Genomic DNA, 19,353 nt, shown 5'->3' with positions numbered 1-19,353 from the left:
CCCTCGGTCGCCGGATCGTAGCGCCGCGGAACACCGTCACCGTCATAGCCCTCCGGACGCGGGTTCGCAGCATGGGGACAGCCGGGCGCCTTGGTGGAATCGCCCTGCGGTGCAGCATTGGGCGGGTCGCGGTCGCTCATGGCGCGTCCTTCAGGCGGAAGCGCTGGATCTTGCCACTCTCGGTCTTGGGCAGGGCGGCACAGAACAGGACGCTGCGCGGGTATTTGTAGGGGGCGATGACACGCTTTGCGTGGTCCTGGATGTCACGAACCAGCAGCGCATCGCCCTCATAGCCGGGTTTCAGCACGACATGGGCCTGCACGATCTCGCCCCGCTCAGGGTCAGGCGCGCCGACGACGGCGCATTCGGCGATGGCTGGATGGGACAGCAGCGCGGCCTCGACCTCCGGTCCGGCGATATTGTAGCCCGCCGACAGGATGATGCCGTCGTTGCGGGCGGCGAAATGGAAGCGGCCTTCCTCGTCCTGGACGAACACGTCACCAGTCAGGTTCCAGCCGTTCTGGACGTATTCGCGCTGCTTGTCGGGATCGTCCAGATAGCGGCAGCCGACCGGCCCGCGCACAGCCAGCTTGCCGATGGTACCGCGCGGCACCTCGGCCCCCTCGGCATCGACCACCTTGGCCTGATAGCCGCCGACCGGGCGGCCGGTGCAGCCGGGCCGGTGATCGTCAAAGCGGTTGGTGATGAAGATGTGCAGCATTTCGGTCGACCCGATGCCGTCCAGCATCGGCCGCCCGGTCTTGCGCTGCCAATCCTCATAGACCGGCGAAGGCAACGTCTCGCCGGCCGAGACGGCGGCGCGCAGGCTGCCAAGGTCGGCCCCCTCCTCCATCGCGTTCAGCATGGCGCGATAGGCGGTGGGCGCAGTGAAACAGACCGTGGCGCGGTATTTCTGGATGATCTCGATCATGTTCGGCGGCGAGGCAGTCTCCAGCAGGCAGGCTGCCGCCCCGAAGCGCAGCGGGAAGACCGCGAGGCCGCCAAGGCCGAAGGTAAAGGCGAGCGGTGGCGAGCCGATGAACACGTCCGAGGGCTGCACGTCCAGGACCTCGCGCGCATAGCCGTCGGCGATGATCAGGATGTCGCGATGGAAATGCATCGTTGCCTTGGGGGCGCCCGTGGTGCCCGAGGTAAAGCCCAGCAGGGCGACGTCGTCGCGGCCGGTACGCACGCAATCAAAGCGCACCGGCTTGCCCAGCGCGGCGCGGTCAAGCTCGGCGTCGTGATTGGCGCTGCCGTCAAAACCGATCACTGTCTGCAGCACGTCGCTGCGCAGTCCGGCCTCGGTCATCTCGTCCATCAGGCGCGTGTCGCAGAGGGCGATGGTGATCTGCGCCTTGTCGATGATCTTGACCAGCTCGCCCGCGCGCAGCATCGGCATGGTGTTGACCACCACCGCCCCGGCCTTGGTCGCAGCCAGCCAGCAAGCGACCATCGCCGGGTTGTTGGCCGAGCGGATCAGGACGCGGTTGCCGGGCTTGACCCCGTAATCCTCGACCAGTGCATGGGCGATGCGGTTGGTCCAGTCGGTCAGTTCCTTGTAGGTCCGCTGGCGCCCGTTGCCGATCAGTGCGGTGTTATCGCCGAAGCCGCGGGCCACCATGGCGTCGGTCAGCTCGAATCCGACGTTCAGCCATTCGGGATAGCGGAAATCACCCAGATCGAGCAGCGGCCACAGATCCGCCGGCGGCAGGTGGTCGCGGGTGAAGGTATCGACATGGCCTGTCGGTCCGAGCGGTTCGTTCTGCATCGCCATCCTCCCCGATGGTTCGCGTTGGTCGGTGCGGCGGTCAGTCCGGGACGACGGCGGTCGCCTCGATCTCGACCATGGCGCGGTCTTCGACCAGTGCGACGACCTGGACCATGGCCATGGCCGGGAAATGCTTGCCAAGGTGCTGGCGATAGACGCGGCCGACCTCGCGCAAATTGTCGAGATAGGCGCGCTTGTCGGTCACATACCAAGTCAGGCGCACCAGATGTTCCGGGCGGGCGCCGGCCTCGGCCAGAACGGCAACGATATTGGCGAGCGTCTGCTCGACCTGGCCGACGAAGTCATCCGCATGCCACTGCTGCTGGCCGTCCCAGCCGATCAACCCGCCCAGAAAAATCTGGCGGCCCCGCGCTGCGACGCCGTTGGAATAGCCGACTGCGGGGGTCCAGCTTTTGGGGTTCAGGAACTCGTGCGGGCTGTCGGTCATGGCGTGTCCTCTTTCATCGCGGCGGCAAGGTTGGCGCGCATTTCTTCGGGCCAGGGGGTGGATCGCATGGCGGCGGCGTCGATAAAGGCGACCCGCTTGGCAATGGAAAAGCGGGGCTCGGCCTCGCCCTTCCCTCGTCCGGTGATCGCCAGATCGAGGCTGGAGCGCCCGATGCCAGTGACCCGTAGTTTCATCGTCAGCCGGTCGCCAAGGCGCGAGGGGTGACGGAAATCGCATTCGAGGCTGACGGTCGGCACGCCGCTGCGGTCCGCGATGATCCGGGCGTAGCTGCGGCCGACCACATCGGCGAAGAAGTTTTCGGTCACCGAGTTCGCGAATTCCAGAAACCGCGGATAGAACACGATTCCGGCGGGGTCGCAGTGGTTGAACTCGACCTGGATCACGCGGGAATAGGGCATCAGCAGGCATCCGATGCGGCAAACTGGTCGAGGACGGCGCGGGCGATGACGACCCGCTGGACGTCGCTGGCGCCCTCGTAGATGCGCAGCGCGCGGATTTCGCGGTAGAGGCGCTCGACGATCTGGCCGCTGCGCACGCCGTCGCCGCCGTGCAACTGGACGGCCATGTCGATGACTTTCTGCGCGGCCTCGGTGGCATAGAGCTTGGCCATCGCCGCCTCGCGGCTGACCCGGGCCGCGCCCATGTCCTTGGTCCAGGCGGCACGATAGACCAGCAGCGCTGCAGCGTCGATCTGCAGCGCCATGTCGGCCAGGTGGCCCTGCACCATCTGGAATCCGGCAAGGGTGCCGCCGTCGGCGCGGGTGCGGCTGGCGCGGGCGAGCGCCTCGTCCAGCGCGCGTCGGGCGAAGCCCAGCGCGGCCGCGCCGACGGTCGAGCGGAACACGTCCAGCACCGACATGGCGATCTTGAAGCCCTGCCCGGGCTGCCCAATCAGAGCGTCGACCGGCAAGCGCAGGCCGTTCAGGCGCAAATGCGCCAGCGGGTGCGGCGCCATGACGTCGATGCGATCGAGAATTTCGAGACCGGGCGTGTTTGCCGGCATCAGGAAGGCCGAGAGGCCCCGCGCGCCGGGCGCCTCGCCCGTACGGGCAAAGACGACATAGACATCGGCGATGCCGCCGTTCGAGATGTAGGTCTTTTCGCCATCCAGCACCCATTCCTCGCCCTCGCGGCGGGCGGTCGTGGCGGTCGAGGCGACGTCCGATCCCGCGCCGGGTTCGGTCAGTGCGAACGCGGCAATGGCGTGGCCCTCGCGCGTCCGCTCCAGCCAGGCGCGCTGCTGCTCGGTGCCGAAGAGGCTGATCGCGCCCATGCCGAGGCCCTGCATCGCAAAGGCGAAATCAGCCAGCCCGTCGTGACGGGCCAGCGTCTCACGCGCGAGGCACAGGGTGCGAACGTCGAGCGCATCGCCCGCCGTCGGCTGCAACCAGCCCCCAGCCCCGAGCCGCGTGACCAGATCGCGGCAGGCGGCGTCAGTGTCCGAATGATCGACGTGACCCAGCGTCTGCCCGGCCCATGCGTTCAGGTCGCGCTGGAATACGCGGTGGCGATCCTCAAAAAACGGCCAGTCCAGAAAGCTGCGATCCATGTCGACCTGATCCAAATATCTCCGGGCGCGGGCACTCGCGCCGGGTCAGTTACCCTCGAACACCGGCTTTTCCTTGGCGACGAACGCGCGGTAGGCGCGCTCGAAATCCTGGGTCTGCATGCAGATGGCCTGGGCCTGCGCCTCGGCCTCGATCGCCTGATCGAGGCCCATGTTCCATTCCTGGTTCAGCTGGGTCTTGGTGATGCCATGCGCGAAGGTCGGGCCCGAGGCGATGCGCCCGGCGAGCGTCAGCGCGGCCTCGTCGAGGCTTTCCGCCGGATGCAGCGCGTTCCAGAAGCCCCAGGCGGCGCCTTCGTCCGCGGTCATGACCCGGCCAGTATAGAGCAACTCGGCCGCGCGGCCTTGGCCGATGATGCGCGGCAGCATGGCGCAGGCGCCCATGTCGCAACCGGCAAGGCCGACCCGGGTGAACAGGAAGGCGCATTTCGCCGCGGGCGTGGCGAGGCGCAGATCGCTCGCCATAGCCATGATGGCCCCCGCGCCGACGCAGACGCCATCCACAGCGGCGATGATCGGCTTGCCGCAGTTCAGCATCGCCTTGACCAGATCGCCGGTCATGCGGGTAAAGGCCAGCAGATCGCGCATGTCCATCCCGACCAGCGGACCAATGATGTCATGCACATCCCCGCCCGAGCAGAAATTCCCCCCGTTCGAGGCGATCACCACCACATCGACATCGTCGGCATAGACGAGCCCGCGAAAGGTATCGCGCAGTTCGGCATAGCTGTCGAAGGTCAGCGGGTTCTTGCGGTCCGGACGGTCGAGCCGGATCGTCGCCACGCGCCCGTCCACCGACCAGAGGAAATGTCTCGGGGCCAGGCCCGCCATGGTGGTGCCGTTGAATGTCATTCCCGATCCCTTCCCGGCGAGACTTTCCGCAGAATTGCCCGCAGCGTGTCCAGTTCTGTTCCATCGAGGGTGCCAAGCAGCTGGTCGACCTCGCCCTCGTGACCCTCGGCCATTCCCTCGAACGCGGCGATGCCGGCGTCCGTCAGGGCAACCAGCACGGTGCGCCGATCCTCGGACGAGGGCGTGCGAAGGGCGAGCCCCTCGGCCTCCAGCCGGGATACCACGTCAGTGGCATTGCCGTTCGAGATCAGCAGCATCCGGCTCAACTCACCCATTGGCACCGGGGCGCTGCGTCGCCAAAGTGCGGCCATCACGTCAAAGCGCGGCAAGGTCGTGCCATGCTCGCGGCGCAGGTAGTCGCGCAACTGCGCCTCGGCATGGCGGGTGACGCCCAGAAGCCGGATCCACGCCCGCAGCCTGCGCTTGGAGAGGGATTCGGCCGCGCTGTCCATCAGACCTCGCCCCCGGCGATGGCGATTGCCTGGCCGTTGATCCCTTCGGAGCCCGGCCCGCACAGCCAAAGGGCGGCGGCGGTCACCTCGGCCGGGGCGATCAGCCGGCGCTGGGGATTGGTCGCGGTCAGCGCCTTCAGCGCCGCCTCGCGGTCGCGGCCGGTCGTCCGCATGATGTTATCGACCGAGCGGTCGGTCATCTCGGTATCCAGAAAACCGGGGCACAGGGCATTGGCGGTGACCGGCCCGCGCGCAATCTCCTGCGCGAGGCTGCGGGTCAGGCCCACCACGCCATGTTTCGCAGCAACATAGGGGGCGACATAGGCATAGCCCTTGAGGCCCGCGGTAGAGGCGACGCTGATTAGCCGGCCCCAGCCATCCAGCCGCCGCAGCCCTTCGCGCAGCGTCAGGAACACGCCGGTCAGGTTGACGGCCAGCATGGCGTTCCATTGCTCCAGCGTGGTGCGGGCAAATGGGGCGCTGTCGGCGGCGCCGGCATTGGCGATGACGATCTGCACCGGGCCGGCGGCGTCGAACATGGCGGCAACGCTGGCCTCGTCGGTGACGTCCGCGGTGATCGCCGCGGCGCCAGTGGCGGCCGCCACGGCATCGAGCGGGCCCTGCCGCCGGCCAGCAATCACGACCCGTGCCCCGGCGTCGGCAAAGCCGCGGGCGAGGTCGGCACCGGCGCCGCTGCCACCGCCGGTGATCAGCACGCCGCGGCCCGCAAGGTCAGGCACGGAACTGCTCCTGCTCGCGCTCGCGCAGGCGGCGCGCCTGATCGCCCCCGGCGGCATAGGGCTGCGGCCAGGGCGTCGCCTTGTCGCCCAGCGCGGTTGCTGCATGCAGCGTCCAGTACGGGTTCGCGAGATGCGGGCGCGCGAGGCAGACCAGATCCGCCCGGCCCGCCATCAGGATCGAATTGACCTGGTCCGCGTCGGTGATGTTCCCCACCGCCATGGTCGGGATGTGCAGCTCGTTGCGGATGCGGTCACTGAACGGGGTCTGGAACATCCGGCCATAAACCGGCTTGCCGTCGATACTGGTCTGGCCAGCCGACACGTCGATGATGTCGGCCCCCGCCTCGTGGAAGGCGCGGGCGATCTGCACCGCTTCGGCCGGGGTGACGCCCTCGTCGCCCAGCCAGTCATTGGCGCTGATCCGCACCGACATCGGCTTTTCGGCGGGCCAGACGGCGCGCATGGCCCGGAAAACCTCCAGCGGATAGCGCAGCCGGTTTTCCAGGCTGCCGCCATATTCGTCGGTGCGGATGTTCGAGGCGGGGCTGAGGAAGGACGAGATCAGATAGCCGTGCGCGGCGTGCAACTCGACCATGTCGAAGCCGCAGCGGGCCGCCATCTCGGTCGAGGCCACGAACTCGCTCTTCACCATGTCCATGTCGGCGCGGTCCATCGCCTTGGGCACCGCGTTGCCGGGCGACCACGCGATGGCCGAGGCAGACAGCAGCGGCCAGTTGCCGTCCTTCAGCGGCTTGTCCATCCCCTCCCAGCCGATGTTCGTGCTGCCCTTGCGGCCGGAATGGCCGATCTGGCAACAGACCTTGGCGTCGGTCTCGGCATGGATGAAGTCCACGATCCGGCGCCAGGCGGCCTCGTGTTCGGGCGTGTAGAGGCCGGGGCAGCCGGGGGTGATGCGACCCTCGGGGCTGACGCAGGTCATCTCGGTATAGACCAGACCCGCGCCGCCCTTGGCGCGCTCGCCGTAATGGACCAGGTGCCAGTCGGTCGGGGTCCCGTCCACGGCCTTGTACTGCGCCATGGGCGAGACGACGACGCGGTTCTTCAGCGCCATGTCGCGCAGCTGGAACGGCGCGAACATCGGCGCGCGGCCGGGCTGGCCCCCGGCCTGGCCCTGGAACCAGTCCTCGGCCCCACGCAGCCATTCCGGATCGCGCAGGCGCAGGTTCTCGTGGCTGATACGCTGGCTGCGGGTCAGCAGCGAATAGTTGAACTGCACCGGGTCAAAGCCGAGGTAACGCTCCACCTCCTCGAACCATTCGAGGCTGTTGCGTGCGGCCGATTGCAGGCGCAGCACCTCGACCCGACGCTCGTCCTGGTAACGCTCGAACGCGGCCTCCATCGTCGGCTCGCTGTGCAGGTAGTCGGCCAGCGCGATGGCGCTGTCGAGGGCCAGCCGCGTGCCCGAGCCGATCGAGAAATGCCCGGTCGCCGCGGCATCGCCCATCAGCACGACATTCTCGTGGTACCACCGCTCGCAGATCACGCGCGGAAAGTTCGACCACACCGCCGAGCCGCGCAGATGCGCCGCGTTCGACATCAGCTCGTGACCGCCGAGGTGGTCGGCAAAGAGCTGCCGGCACTTCTCGACGATCTCCTCCTTGCTCATGTCGGCGAAGCCCATGCGCTCCCACACCTCCTGCGTCGTCTCGACGATGAAGGTCGCGGTGTCGGCGTCGAACTGGTAGACATGGGCCCAGACCCAGCCCTCGGGCGCCTTCTCGAAGATGAAGGTGAAGGCGTCGTCGAACTTCTGATGCGTGCCGAGCCAGATGAACTTGGCCAGCCGCATGTCGATGTCCGGCTTGAAGACGTCCTCGTATTCCTTGCGCACGACGCTGTTGAGGCCGTCGCAGCCGATCACCAGGTCATATTCGGCGCGGTATTCCTCGGCCGAGCGGAAGGTCGTCTCGAACTGCAGATCTACCCCCAGCTCGCGCGCGCGGGCCTGCAGGATGATGAGCATCTGCTTGCGCCCGATCCCGGCAAAGCCATGCCCGCCCGAGACGATGCGCTCGCCCTCCTTGATGACGGCGATGTCGTCCCAATAGGCGAACTTGCTGCGGATCGCCTCGGCCGAGACCGGATCGTTCCGCTGCAGCCGCGAGAGCGCGTCATCGCTGAGGACGACGCCCCAGCCGAAGGTGTCATTGGCCTTGTTGCGCTCCACCACCGTCACCTCGTGCGAGGGATCGCGGAGCTTCATCGAGATGGCGAAATAGAGGCCCGCGGGGCCTCCGCCGAGGCAGAGAGTTTTCATCCAGGCGGTCCCGTCTCGTGGGTGTGAGGGGAGTGTGGCACGAGGACGGGGGTTGTTTCAAGCTTGAAGCTTAGTTGTCAGGAACCTCGTCCGCTTCTAACTCATCCACGGCAGCCTCAACGTCAGTGCACTCCTCAACTCCCAGACGCTCCCTTCGCCTTTGGCGTCTCCTCAGCTCCAAATACTCTACCAACCCGTAGTGCACTCGGTACCAGAGTGCCCGATCGTCGAAGACTGCGTCAGAGTCCTTATGCTTCCATACATATAGACTACCGACTGCTCCTCCGCCTGACTTTAAGTACCCAATGATGGAGAACTCAAAAAGTCTTGCCAGAACCGCGTCTGCCGGCACTTCCTCTGATAACCTGCCTTTATGCTGATCATATGCTAGTGAAAAAGCATTTTTCGAGAATTGAGTTACTCCCACTTCTTTAACGATGTCGAAATATATCGCGTAATCTGGATAGTGTTTTGGAAGCTCATCTTCTAGCTCCCTATAAAGGTAAAGAGAATAGGGCCTGCGGGCGCTAATAATATCTGCGTTGGAGAACTTCCCAGAACCGCCACGGACTTTATAGGCGACAAGAACCTCATTGCAAAATTTGATCATATCTCTTGGTCGAAGAAATGTCCGATCAAGCATATGCGAGTATTTTCTCTGACGGCTTGTCATGTCCTGATCTTCGAAGACATCATCCCAAGCCACGTTCCGGCCAGCAGCTAAGACACTAGCGAAACGCTTCTCCATCAAAGATGACAACTTGTCAGAAGCTGGAGTAGTGTCCCATGAAATGGTGGTAGCTCCTCCCTCAAGGATTTTGTTTCTATCTTCAAATCGCAGAATGTTAAATATGTCAGTTCGTAAGAATACGACTACGAGAAGAGAGCGCTTCATCTTCCTCGCGTCACTGTTGAAGCGCTTCGCGGCTACCAACAAGCCCATGAGGCGGTGAGCATAATCCGCGTCCCCAGGCGTGAAACCCAAGTCCAGTTCATCAAAACAAACAATGTATTTTATGTCAGGGTTCGCTGACGTCAAAATTGCGTTCAAAAGGTTGCGATTTACCTCTTGAACAATAGTCGGCAAATGATCAAAGGGCACTCGCTCCGCCGCAACTTCGAGACTTGCTAGCTTTAGATCAATGCCTAATTTTCCGGACACCGATATGCCATGGGATGGCGTAAACACGTTGCTGATTAGCGGATCACGCACACCATAGGTATCGACAATGAACCTCTCTAGGAGAGCAGCACTGTCCCAAGCCTCCTCCGCATAAGGATATGACTCATCTCTATTCAATAAAATCTTTGCGAACGACACATTTATGAGGTACTCCCAGCTCGACACATAGCAAAGCTCGTCTGGGACTCCTGTCGATCTTTGCATAGCGTGGTGGTGCCACGGATAATCAGAAAAAACGTGGCCTTCCACAAGAACATTCCCGGTATCCGTGTTTAAGAGCTTGCGGAAAATCGCGGTCTTACCTGATCCCTTGCGACCTAAAACGACGTATCGCCGCAGATCGTGCACTGCGATATAGGAGCGGTGATCCTCAAAGGCGACCAATAAAAGTGGATCATCGTCTGCGTCGGTTCCGCCGAAGTTTTCGATCTGTGCAAGTTCCCTCACCCCCACACCCCCTCAAACTCCCGCCACTCGCCCTTGCTCATCCCGCTATCCTCCTGCGAGACCACCTCCCCGCGCAAGCGCCGTTTCAGCACCTTCACGCCCTTCGCTGACAATTGCGCGCCGCCCATGCGGTAGTCCTCGAAGGCGGCGTAGGCGAGCGGCACCCAGTCGGCAGTGATTTCGGCCATGGCCTCGGCATAGACGCGGATCTCGAATTGCGCGTGGGGGTCGGCGCGCAGGCGCAGGAAATGGAACAGGTTGTGCAGGTCGCACTTCCAGTACCATTGCGTATAGACATTCGCGGGCAGGTTCATGCGGGCGAGTTCGCGGGCGAGGCCCTGCTGCCCTTCCTGCCCCAGCATCGCCTCGTAATGGTCATAGGCGCGCGTCGCGTCGTCGCGCAGCCAGTCTAGGACGCGCTGCGCCTCGTCCCCCTCCAGCGCCTCGCCCCGGCCCTGCCGGTTCGAGGCGGACTGCGCGGCGAGGTTTTCGGGCGCGGGAATATAGAATTCGCGGTCGAGAATCGAATAGCGGGCGCTGATCTCGTTCACATTTGCCGTGCGGTGTCGGATCCACTGGCGGGCGACGAAGATCGGCAGCTTGACGTGGAACTTGACCTCGCACATCTCGAACGGGGTCGAGTGCCAGTGCCGCATCAGGTAGGCGATCAGCCCGGCATCGTCGCTGACCTTCTTCGTGCCGCGGCCGTAGCTGACCCGCGCCGCCTGCACGATGGCCGAATCGTCGCCCATGTAGTCGATAACCCGGACGAAGCCGTGATCGAGCACCGGATGCGCGGTATAGAGCCGCGCCTCCATCCCCGGGCTGACCGGCCGCAGGGTGCGCGATTCGGCCGCGCGGGCGGCGTCGATTTCGGCGGTCTGGTCAGGGGTTAGGGTCATGGCAGGCTCCGGCGTGGGGTGTTGGCACATCTTGTGGCGGCTTCGGGGGATTCGCGCAACGGGCTGTGGGCGGTGGCCCTCGTCCCCGCTCCGTGCGACATTGCGCCTATCCGGCCCTTGGGCTGCAACTGGGATGGTGAGCCATGCTGCGTTACGAACACACGATGGTCCGGGTGCTGGACCTTGATAAGACGATGGCCTTTTTCAAACTGCTGGGGCTGGAGGAAATCCAGCGGATGGAGAATGAAAAGGGCCGCTTTACGCTGGTGTTCATGGCGCCGCCTGACCAACCCGAGGCGCCGGTCGAGCTGACCTACAATTGGGATGGCGACGATGGCCTGCCGTCGGACAGCCGGCATTTCGGCCACCTCGCCTATCGCACCGACGATATTTACGGCCTCTGCCAGAAGCTGATGGATGCCGGGGTGACGATCAACCGCCCGCCGCGCGACGGGCACATGGCCTTTGTGCGCAGCCCCGACAATGTTTCGGTCGAATTGCTGCAGGACGGCCACCTGCCCCCGCAAGAGCCTTGGGCGAGCATGCCGAACACCGGCCACTGGTAAGCCGGGGCCGCGGCGGATGTAAAAAAGGGCGGCCGTGGGGCCGCCCTTTCGCATTGGTTCTGGCGTCTCAGCCGCGCTGTTGTGCGCGGGGCTGACGCGAGGGGCGCCGCGCCGGCCGCTTGTGACCGCCGTCGAGGCCCGCCGGCTTGCCGCCACCGCGCGCGCGCTGCGGCACCGGGCGCAGCGGGGGTTCGCCGCCGATCACCGGGATGTCGGCCTTGATGGCCTTTTCGATGTCGCGCAGCGCGCCGGCCTCGTCCGGGGCGCAGAAGGCGACGGCGCGACCGTCGCGACCGGCGCGCGCAGTGCGGCCGATGCGGTGGACATAGTTTTCCGCGACGTCGGGCAGGTCAAAGTTGTAGACATGCGCCACTTCGGGGATGTCGAGGCCGCGCGCGGCGACGTCGGTCGCGACCAGGACCTGGGTCTGGCCCGCGCGGAACCCGGCCAGGGCACGCTCGCGCTGACCCTGGCTCTTGTTGCCGTGGATCGCGGCGACCGAGAAGCCCCACTTGCCAAGCAGCGTGGCCAGCTTTTCGCTGCCATGCTTGGTGCGGCCAAAGACGATCGCCAGCTCGCCCGCGTGCTTGCGCAGGTATTCCGCCAGCAGCGTCGCCTTGTCGCCCTGGTTCACGAAGTGCACGCCTTGCGCGATCTTGTCGGCGGGCTTGCCCGGCGGGTTCACGGCGACGCGCACCGGCTCGGACAGGTAGCTGTCGGCAAGCTCGGACATCAGCTTGGGCATGGTGGCGGAGAACAGCATCGTCTGACGGGACTTGGGCAGCAGGCGGGCGATCCGGCGCAGAGCATGGATAAACCCGATGTCCAGCATCTGGTCGGCCTCGTCCAGCACCAGGTAGGTGGTGCGGGTCAGGTCAACGGCGCCGCGCTCGATCAGGTCGATCAGGCGGCCGGGGGTGGCGATCAGGACATCGACGCCGCGCGACAGACGCTCGATCTGGACGTTGATCGAGGCGCCGCCGACAACGCGAAAGCTGCGAATCGGCGTGCCTTCGGCATAGCTGTCGACATTGGCCGCGATCTGGGTCGCAAGCTCGCGCGTCGGGGCGAGGATCAGGGCGTGGCAGCAGCGCGGCTCGGGGCGTTTGCCGACGGCCAGCAGGCGGGTCAGCATCGGCAGGCTGAAGGCCGCTGTCTTGCCGGTGCCGGTCTGGGCGAGGCCCAGCAGGTCACGGCCGGCGACGATCGCGGGGATCGCCTCGGACTGGATCGGGGTCGGCTGGTTCAGGCCCATGGCGGGCAGGTTGGCGCAGATGCGCGGATCGATCCCCATGTCGAAGAACGGGCCTTCGGCCAGCGGATCGCGGGGGGGCGCCCGGCGGCCGATGTTCTCGGTCTTGGGGCCAGTATAGGTGCCGCCGCGACGGCCGCGGGGCGGACGGGCGGGCTTGCCGGCGTCAGCGTGGCGGGCCGGGGCATTGGTGGTCGTCGTGGTCATGTCAGTCTCCGTCGTGCCCGGCGCCACCTGACGGGCGCGAGGCTGGGCCGGTCCGCAAAGGCGGACGGCTGCATAGGCAAGCGGGAAGGTCAGGACCCGCTGGAACCCACGCGTGAAGACGGGAACCGGATGAGGTGTCGGGCCACGGCAGGACGATCCTGCAGCTACTCACGCGGCAGCTGGCGGCGACTTGGGTGAGTTAGGCGGGAGGTGACGAAAAGTCAATGCTCTTGCCCCTTTGCTCGCCACCATTGCTTCCGAACAGGAGGCGCCAGGCACCCAGTCCGCTACACGCGCCCGGTGCGGTCGCCATCATTGGGGATTTCGTCGTCATCCCCAAAGCGGGCATCGTCATCGGACTCGTCCTCGCCCTCGCCGACATATTTGGCCGACAGCGTGATCGAGCGGTTGTCGTGCACCGGATCCATCACGACGTCGGCCGGGATCTCGCCCTCCATCCACTCGCGAATTTCCTCGCGCGCCTCGGAGGGCTCCAGTTCTTCCAGATCGGCGATGTAGGCGATGAAGGCGCGCTGATCACCGTCGATATTGTCCAGCTCATCCGGGTCCGCATCCGGCCACCGCGAGGTGATCGCGTCAAAGAACGCCGGCCAATTCGCCTGGACGTGCTGCCATTTCATGGTCCTGCCCTTTCGTCATGCCGCGCGCTTGCTGCCGGCTTCAGCCCGTCAACCGCGCGCGGCCATCCGGGTTCCGGCAGTTCGGGCTGCAATGGGGCAATTACTGCGGTTTTTGCCACCAGGCGTCGGGCATCCAGCCGGGCCAGTCGCCATAGACCGGCAGGCGCTTCGGATGGGCCAGACTTGCGCTCACCGCCATGCGCGAGGCGCGCTGAAAGCTGACCGGGATGACATAGCGCCCGACAGTCAGCACCCGGTCGAGCGCCTGCACGGCCGCCTTGAACCCGGCATCGTCGCGTGCCTGCAGCAGCGCGGCGATCACCGCATCGACCGCGGGCGAGGCAACGCCCATCAGGTTGCGCGTTCCCGGCTCGGTCACGCCCTCGCTGCCCCAGTAGAGCGTCTGCTCGTTGCCGGGGCTGAGGGACAGGGCACGTTCATACCAGGTCATGTCAAAGCGGTAATTATTCACCCGCTCGACATACTGGGCGCTGTCCAGCGTCGTGACCTGGACCTGCATGCCCAGATTGCGCAGCGCCTCGACATAGATGCTGACCATCTGCTGCACCTCCGAGGAGGACCGCATGGCCGAGCCGGTCTGGTTCAGCACGATCTCGAACGCGAAGGGCTTGCCGTCCTGGTTCTTCAGCAGCCCGTCCTGCACGGTCCAGCCAGCCTCCTCCAGCAGCTTCAGGCCGCCGCGGATCGCCTTCCGATCAAGGGGGCGGTCGCTGCCTTCCGGCAGTGCGTAGCCCTCAAGCGTGCCGGGCGGCAGGTCGGCAGCGAAGGGCTTGAGCAGGTCGAGGACAGCGCCAGTGGCCGGCCCCGCGCCCGCCGCCAGCGGCGAATTGTCGAAATACGAGGTGATGCGGGCATCCTCCCCGCCGGTCAGCGTGTTGTTGATGAAGCGAAAGTTGAAGGCGTCGATCATCGCCTCGCGCACCCGCCAGTCGGCAAAGATCGGGTTGCGGGTGTTCATCACCAGCCCGATCATTCCGGAGGGACGCTGGTGCGCGATCTCCTCCTTGATGACGCGGCCGTCGGTGACGGCGGCGAAGCTGAAATCGCGGGCCCAACGGGCGGCGTTCTGTTCGCGCCAGACGTCGATCTCGCCTGCCTTGAAGGCCTCGAACATGGCGTTGCTGTCGGCGAAATAATCATAGCGGACCGTGTCGAAATTGTTCAGCCCGCGCGTGATCGGCAGGTCCTTGGCCCAGTAATCGGGATTGCGCTGAAAGGTGATACGCCGGCCGGGATCGACCTCGCCCACGACATAGGGCCCCGAGCCGATGGGCGGCGTCAGCCCGCTTTGCGAGAAATCCTGCCCCTGCCACTGCGCCTTTTTCAGGATCGGCCGCATCCCCATCAGCAGCGGCAGTTCGCGATCGGGCGCAGTGAATGTAAGCCGCACCCGCCCCGGACCGGGGCTTTCAACCTTGGCCACCCTAGCCCAGGTGCCCAGATACCGCGGATGACCCTTGGTGCCCAGCGTTTCCAGCGACCAGATCACATCCTCGACCGTGACCGGGCTGCCGTCGCTGAAGCGCGCCTCGGGGCGCAACGTGAACTCGACATAGCTGCGCGCGTCGTCGGTCTGCACACTCTCGCACAGCAGGCAGTAGAGGGTGAACGCTTCGTCCAGCGAGCGCATCATCAGCGTCTCGACCACGAGGTTTGGCTGAAAGCTGAGGGGCTGGACCGGATTTCCCTTCAACACCCAAGGTTTGAGCGAATCGAACGAGCCCGGCTCGCCGAGGCGAATCGTTCCGCCCTTGGGCGCGTCCGGGTTCACGTAAGGCAGGCTCTGAAAGCCCGGTTTCAGGGCCGGCTCACCATACATCGCCAGCCCTTCGGTCGGCGCCGGGACGCCTTCAGCCCGGCTTGCCAGCGGCATCGCGGCAACACCCGCCAGCACGAGGCCGAGGACGGTCCCCCTGCCCCTGCTCGCGCAATCGTTAGAGAATTTGAAGATTCGCATCCTGCGCCCGCCGCGTTGCCGCGGTCTGCCGCCGCGCCTTGCGCCGGACCCTATCGCCGCCGGGCGCATTTCGCAATTTTGCCTTGGATCAACCAGCGGAAAAGCGTAATAAGAATGCACTGCTCGATAGGTTTCTTGCCTGTATGAAACCTGCCTCATGACTTGGCGCCCGCTTCGTGCGGGCGTTTTTTTTCTGCCTGCGCAGCCCCTCGCGCCCGCCGCCGGGTCGGGTATGGTGGCCCCGCAGCAGGGGGGCCATCATGGCGGACAAAACACTTGAGGGGCGGCGCGCGGTCGTCACGGGATCCAACTCTGGCATCGGCCTTGGGATTGCGCGCGCATTTGCCGCAGCCGGCGCGGACGTCGTCATCAACAGCTTTACCGACCGGCCCGAGGATCACGAACTGGCGCGCGATCTGGCGGCCGAGTTCGGCGTCGCGGTGCGCTACATCCCCGCCGACATGAGCCGGGGCGAGGATTGCCGCCGCCTGATCGCCGAGGCTGAAGGGTGCGACATCCTGGTCAACAACGCGGGCATCCAGTTCGTCTCGCCCCTCGAGGATTTCCCTGTCGAGCGCTGGGACGCTATCATCGCCATCAACCTCACCAGTGCTTTCCACACGACGGCTGCAGCCCTGCCCGCGATGCGCGCCGGCGGCTGGGGGCGGATCATCAACGTCGCCTCCGCCCATGGCCTCACGGCAAGCCCGTTCAAGTCGGCCTATGTCGCGGCCAAGCACGGCATTGTCGGCCTCAGCAAGGTCACTGCGCTCGAAGCTGCGGGAAGCGGCGTCACGTGTAACGCGATCTGCCCCGGCTACGTGCTGACCCCGATCGTCGAGGGACAGATCCCCGACCAGATGAAGACCCACAACATGAGCCGCGAGGATGTGATCGCCAAGGTGATGCTGGCGCGCCAGCCTTCCGGGCAGTTCGTCACCGCCGAGCAGATCGGCGGGACGGCAGTATTCCTGTGCTCGCCCGCCGCCGATCAGGTGACCGGGACGACGATCAGCGTGGATGGTGGCTGGACTGCGCTGTGACCCTGACGCCGGTCCCAGTTTTGCCTGCCGCGCGCAGCATGAACAACCGAGCGACGCTGTGACTGGCGGCGGGGCGATTCAACCCGCCGCCGCCTCAGCCAACAGGAACTGGCGTAGCTGTCGGATCGCGGGCCGGTTGCGGCGTGCCTCGGGATAGACCAGCCAGCAATCGGTGCCGAGGCCAAAGACCTGCTCGAACGGCTGGACCAGGAGCCCCGTTGCCAGCTCGAACCGGAAGAAGCGGGGGCTGAGCAAGGCCACACCTTCGCCTGCCATGGCCGCCCGCGCCTCGTGGACCTGACTGCCGAGCGAGGGGCGCGGGGGCGTGTCGCATACCCCGCGATCGACACCGGCCTGGGTCAGCCATGCATGCCAGGCCGGGTCCATGTTATCGAGCCATGGCAGAGGAATGATCTGCTCGGGCCGCTCCAACGGCCCCCAGTCGGCCAGCCGTTGGGGCGAGAGCATGGGTGAATAGACCATCTCGAACAGCTTGACCGCGACCAGCCCTGGCCACGCGCCGCTGCCGTGGCGGATGGCGACGTCGACCTCGGACCGGGCGAAATCGACCACTTGGTCCGAGGTGTCCAGCCGCACCGCGAGGTCGGGATGGGCCATCTGGAAGCGTCCGATCCGCTGGGCCAGCCAGTTGGCCGCAACCGACGAGAAGGTCGAAATGGTCAGGGTTCGCGCCAGCCGCGCCTCTTCGGCAAAGGCGTCGCGCAACTGGTCAAAGGCCAGCGTGGTCGGGCGCGCCAGACGCGCGCCCAGGACCGTCAGCGCAATGCCGCGCGGCTGGCGCAGGAACAGCGGTGCCCCCAGAATCCCCTCCAGCAGCTTGATCTGGTGGCTGACGGCCGCCTGGGTGATCCCCAGTTCGGCCGCCGCCGCCGTAAAGCTGAGGTGACGGGCCGCGGCCTCGAACACGCGCAAGGCTGGGAGGGGCGGCAGTGACATTAGCCACACTTATGGGTTGTTGCGAAGGTCGAATTGGTCGGGCGGTCCCAACGATAGCATATTCAAGGCACGCAGACCAATCATTCAGGAGGCTGCAATGTCCTTCGCGACCCACGCTTTCGCGCCCGCCACCCCCGTCACACGGGACGTCCCGCGCCCCGCCAGCGGCATTCGCCAGCGCATCTCGGCTTATATTGCCGAGGCCAAGCTGCGCCGGGCGGTTCGCCAGATGGCGGCCCTACCCCCGCATCTGCAGGCCGACATCGGCTTTGTCAGCCCCTACGCCGCCCCGCAAGCCGATGCCCGCACGTTCGATCTGCGGGCACGTGGCGCCTACTGGTGATAAAAAAAAGACGAGCCCCGGGCGGATGCACCGGGGCTCGCCAATCCTGCCGCGCTGTTACTCCAGCGCCTTGGCAATCTCCAACCCGGTGGACGAGGTCAGCGTCTTTGCGACCTCCTTCGCCAGCTTCCCCTGCAATTCCTTGTGGTAATGCTTGCGCATCATGCCAAGCGTGCTGGGGTCGGCGATGATGGCCAGTTCATCGACCTTGTTCTGCAGCACCATGCGGTTCAGCCGCTCGGTCAGTTGCTTGGCAAAGGTCGCCTCGTCCTCGTCCTTGGGCGTCGTCTCCTGCGGCTGCTTGCCCTGACTCTCGTCCTGCAGGTTGCTGGGCGAGACGCGCTCGACCTCGTTCAATTCGATGCTGTTCTTGGCCGTGTTGCGGAACAGGATCGCCTGATGACCGTCCGCGACCACGACGAGAGCGTTATGGGCAAGCATGGTGTCCTCCGATGTTACCACGCCAAACGCCCCCTCGCCGCCGGGGTTCCGGTCAGGCGCAGCCGCCGCAGAAGGCACGGATGCGGGCCACGGCGTCGGTCAGTTGCGCGTCCGAGGTCGCATAGCTGATGCGGAACGCCGGTCCGAGGCCGAAGGCCGCGCCGAAAACCACGGCAACCCCCGTCTCGTCCAGCAGGGCGCTGGCAAAGGCTTCGTCATCAGTGATCGAGGTGCCCTTGGCTGAAGTCTTGCCAATCAAACCCGCGATCGAGGGATAGACGTAGAACGCCCCCTGCGGCGTCGGGCAGGTGATGCCGGCGCACTGGTTGAGGCCACTAACCACCAGATCCCGGCGGCGCTGAAAGACCGCACGACTTTCCTCGATATAGTCCTGCGGGCCCGTCAGGGCCGCCAGCGCCGCGTACTGGGCGATCGAGCAGGGGTTCGAGGTCGATTGTGATTGCAGCGTGCCCATCGCCTTGATCAGCGCAGCGGGGCCGGCGCCATAGCCGATGCGCCAGCCGGTCATGGCATAGGCCTTGCTGACGCCGTTTACCGTCAGCGTGCGATCCTTCAACCCTGGCTCAACCGCGGCGATGGTAGCAAAGGGCAGCCCGTCAAAGGTCAGGTGCTCGTAGATGTCGTCGGTCATGATCCAGACATGATCGTGGCGCAGCAGCACCTCGCCGAGAGCCTTCAACTCGTCCACGGTGTAACACGCGCCGCTGGGGTTCGAGGGCGAGTTCAGAATCAGCCACTTGGTGCGCGGCGTGATCGCCGCCTCCAGCTGCTGCGGCGACAACTTGTAATCCTGCTCCATCGGGCATTCGACCGGCACCGGCGTGCCGCCCGCCAGCAGCACCATGTCCGGGTAGCTGACCCAATAGGGCGCCGGGATGACCACCTCGTCCCCGGGGTTCAGCGTCGCCATCAGGGCGTTGTAGAGCACCTGCTTGCCGCCGGTGCCAACGGTGACCTCGGCGGGGGTATAGCTCAGGCCGTTCTCGCGCGCGAACTTGTCGCAGATGGCGCGCTTCAGTTCGGGGATGCCGTCAACAGCGGTATAACGCGTGTGGCCGGCGTCGATGGCGGCCTTGGCCGCCTCGCGGATGTGGGCGGGCGTGTCGAAATCCGGCTCGCCGGCGGACAGGCTGATGATATCGCGCCCCTCGCCCGCCAGCTCGCGCGCGCGGCTGCTCATGGCGATGGTGGCAGAGGGTTTGACGCGCTCCAACGCGTCCGAGAGGAAGGCCATGTCCGGTAT

19 protein-coding genes are annotated in these 19,353 nt (G+C 65.5%); 3 read left to right on the top strand and 16 right to left on the bottom strand.

Features of this window, described 5'->3' with window-relative positions; translation table 11 throughout:
- Positions 1-136 precede the first annotated feature (136 nt).
- From DRW48_RS06115 to thyX, 10 genes are all read right to left on the bottom strand, one after another.
- Complete coding sequence (locus DRW48_RS06115; RefSeq protein WP_199286170.1) at positions 137-1,771, bottom strand: AMP-binding protein; 1,635 nt, start codon at positions 1,769-1,771, stop codon at positions 137-139.
- Positions 1,772-1,811: 40 nt separating this feature from the next.
- A complete protein-coding gene (locus tag DRW48_RS06110) occupies positions 1,812-2,219 on the bottom strand; it encodes a RidA family protein (protein WP_114075633.1) in 408 nt (135 codons plus the stop codon).
- Entirely contained in the window at positions 2,216-2,638 is a 423-nt protein-coding gene (locus DRW48_RS06105; RefSeq protein WP_114075632.1) for an acyl-CoA thioesterase, read from the bottom strand. The genes DRW48_RS06110 and DRW48_RS06105 overlap by 4 nt, the downstream gene beginning before the upstream one ends.
- Positions 2,638-3,789, bottom strand: coding sequence for an acyl-CoA dehydrogenase family protein (locus DRW48_RS06100; protein WP_114075631.1), 1,152 nt, complete (start codon positions 3,787-3,789; stop codon positions 2,638-2,640). Before DRW48_RS06100 ends, DRW48_RS06105 begins: the two co-directional genes overlap by 1 nt.
- Before the next feature lie 45 nt (positions 3,790-3,834).
- Positions 3,835-4,638, bottom strand: a complete 804-nt coding sequence (locus tag DRW48_RS06095; RefSeq protein ID WP_114077402.1) for an enoyl-CoA hydratase family protein — start codon at positions 4,636-4,638, stop codon at positions 3,835-3,837.
- 17 nt (positions 4,639-4,655) lie between these two features.
- Complete coding sequence (locus DRW48_RS06090) at positions 4,656-5,111, bottom strand: MarR family winged helix-turn-helix transcriptional regulator (protein ID WP_114075630.1); 456 nt, start codon at positions 5,109-5,111, stop codon at positions 4,656-4,658.
- Positions 5,111-5,851, bottom strand: a complete 741-nt coding sequence (locus DRW48_RS06085) for an SDR family NAD(P)-dependent oxidoreductase (protein WP_241963394.1) — start codon at positions 5,849-5,851, stop codon at positions 5,111-5,113. Before DRW48_RS06085 ends, DRW48_RS06090 begins: the two co-directional genes overlap by 1 nt.
- Positions 5,844-8,129, bottom strand: coding sequence for a bifunctional salicylyl-CoA 5-hydroxylase/oxidoreductase (locus DRW48_RS06080; protein WP_114075628.1), 2,286 nt, complete (start codon positions 8,127-8,129; stop codon positions 5,844-5,846). The genes DRW48_RS06085 and DRW48_RS06080 overlap by 8 nt, the downstream gene beginning before the upstream one ends.
- A 70-nt stretch (positions 8,130-8,199) precedes the next feature.
- Complete coding sequence (locus DRW48_RS15885; RefSeq protein WP_162784687.1) at positions 8,200-9,759, bottom strand: P-loop ATPase, Sll1717 family; 1,560 nt, start codon at positions 9,757-9,759, stop codon at positions 8,200-8,202.
- Positions 9,756-10,661: an FAD-dependent thymidylate synthase gene (thyX, locus tag DRW48_RS06075; RefSeq protein ID WP_114075627.1), complete on the bottom strand. Its 906-nt coding sequence runs from the start codon at positions 10,659-10,661 to the stop codon at positions 9,756-9,758. The genes DRW48_RS15885 and thyX overlap by 4 nt, the downstream gene beginning before the upstream one ends.
- A gap of 143 nt (positions 10,662-10,804) precedes the next feature.
- On the opposite strand from thyX, the gene DRW48_RS06070 reads away from it, so the two are divergent.
- A complete protein-coding gene (locus tag DRW48_RS06070) occupies positions 10,805-11,227 on the top strand; it encodes a VOC family protein (RefSeq protein ID WP_114075626.1) in 423 nt (140 codons plus the stop codon).
- Positions 11,228-11,294: 67 nt separating this feature from the next.
- Here DRW48_RS06070 and DRW48_RS06065 read toward each other — a convergent pair whose 3' ends face one another.
- The 3 genes from DRW48_RS06065 to DRW48_RS06055 form a co-directional block, all read right to left on the bottom strand.
- Positions 11,295-12,521, bottom strand: a complete 1,227-nt coding sequence (locus DRW48_RS06065; protein WP_162784809.1) for a DEAD/DEAH box helicase — start codon at positions 12,519-12,521, stop codon at positions 11,295-11,297.
- Positions 12,522-12,973: 452 nt separating this feature from the next.
- Entirely contained in the window at positions 12,974-13,327 is a 354-nt protein-coding gene (locus DRW48_RS06060) for a hypothetical protein (protein WP_114075625.1), read from the bottom strand.
- A gap of 100 nt (positions 13,328-13,427) precedes the next feature.
- A complete protein-coding gene (locus DRW48_RS06055; protein WP_114077400.1) occupies positions 13,428-15,305 on the bottom strand; it encodes an extracellular solute-binding protein in 1,878 nt (625 codons plus the stop codon).
- 260 nt (positions 15,306-15,565) lie between these two features.
- Here DRW48_RS06055 and DRW48_RS06050 point away from each other — a divergent pair, with 260 nt between their 5' ends.
- The gene (locus DRW48_RS06050; RefSeq protein ID WP_114075624.1) at positions 15,566-16,348 is read left to right on the top strand and encodes a 3-hydroxybutyrate dehydrogenase; all 783 of its coding nucleotides are present in this window, start codon (positions 15,566-15,568) and stop codon (positions 16,346-16,348) included.
- A 78-nt stretch (positions 16,349-16,426) separates the two neighbouring features.
- Here the strand turns inward: DRW48_RS06050 and DRW48_RS06045 are convergent, their stop codons facing one another.
- Entirely contained in the window at positions 16,427-17,305 is an 879-nt protein-coding gene (locus DRW48_RS06045; RefSeq protein WP_114075623.1) for a LysR substrate-binding domain-containing protein, read from the bottom strand.
- A gap of 97 nt (positions 17,306-17,402) precedes the next feature.
- On the opposite strand from DRW48_RS06045, the gene DRW48_RS06040 reads away from it, so the two are divergent.
- Positions 17,403-17,648, top strand: a complete 246-nt coding sequence (locus tag DRW48_RS06040; protein WP_114075622.1) for a hypothetical protein — start codon at positions 17,403-17,405, stop codon at positions 17,646-17,648.
- A gap of 57 nt (positions 17,649-17,705) precedes the next feature.
- Here DRW48_RS06040 and DRW48_RS06035 read toward each other — a convergent pair whose 3' ends face one another.
- Together DRW48_RS06035 and DRW48_RS06030 are read right to left on the bottom strand one after the other, a co-directional pair.
- On the bottom strand, positions 17,706-18,089 hold the full coding sequence (locus DRW48_RS06035) for a host attachment family protein (RefSeq protein WP_114075621.1): 384 nt from the start codon (positions 18,087-18,089) through the stop codon (positions 17,706-17,708).
- A 52-nt stretch (positions 18,090-18,141) separates the two neighbouring features.
- Positions 18,142-19,344, bottom strand: coding sequence for a pyridoxal phosphate-dependent aminotransferase (locus tag DRW48_RS06030; RefSeq protein WP_114075620.1), 1,203 nt, complete (start codon positions 19,342-19,344; stop codon positions 18,142-18,144).
- Between the last annotated feature and the right edge of the window lie 9 nt (positions 19,345-19,353).

Source organism: Paracoccus suum, assembly GCF_003324675.1.
GTDB classification, from domain to species: domain Bacteria; phylum Pseudomonadota; class Alphaproteobacteria; order Rhodobacterales; family Rhodobacteraceae; genus Paracoccus; species Paracoccus suum.
This window is presented reverse-complemented; position numbering and strand designations above follow the sequence as displayed.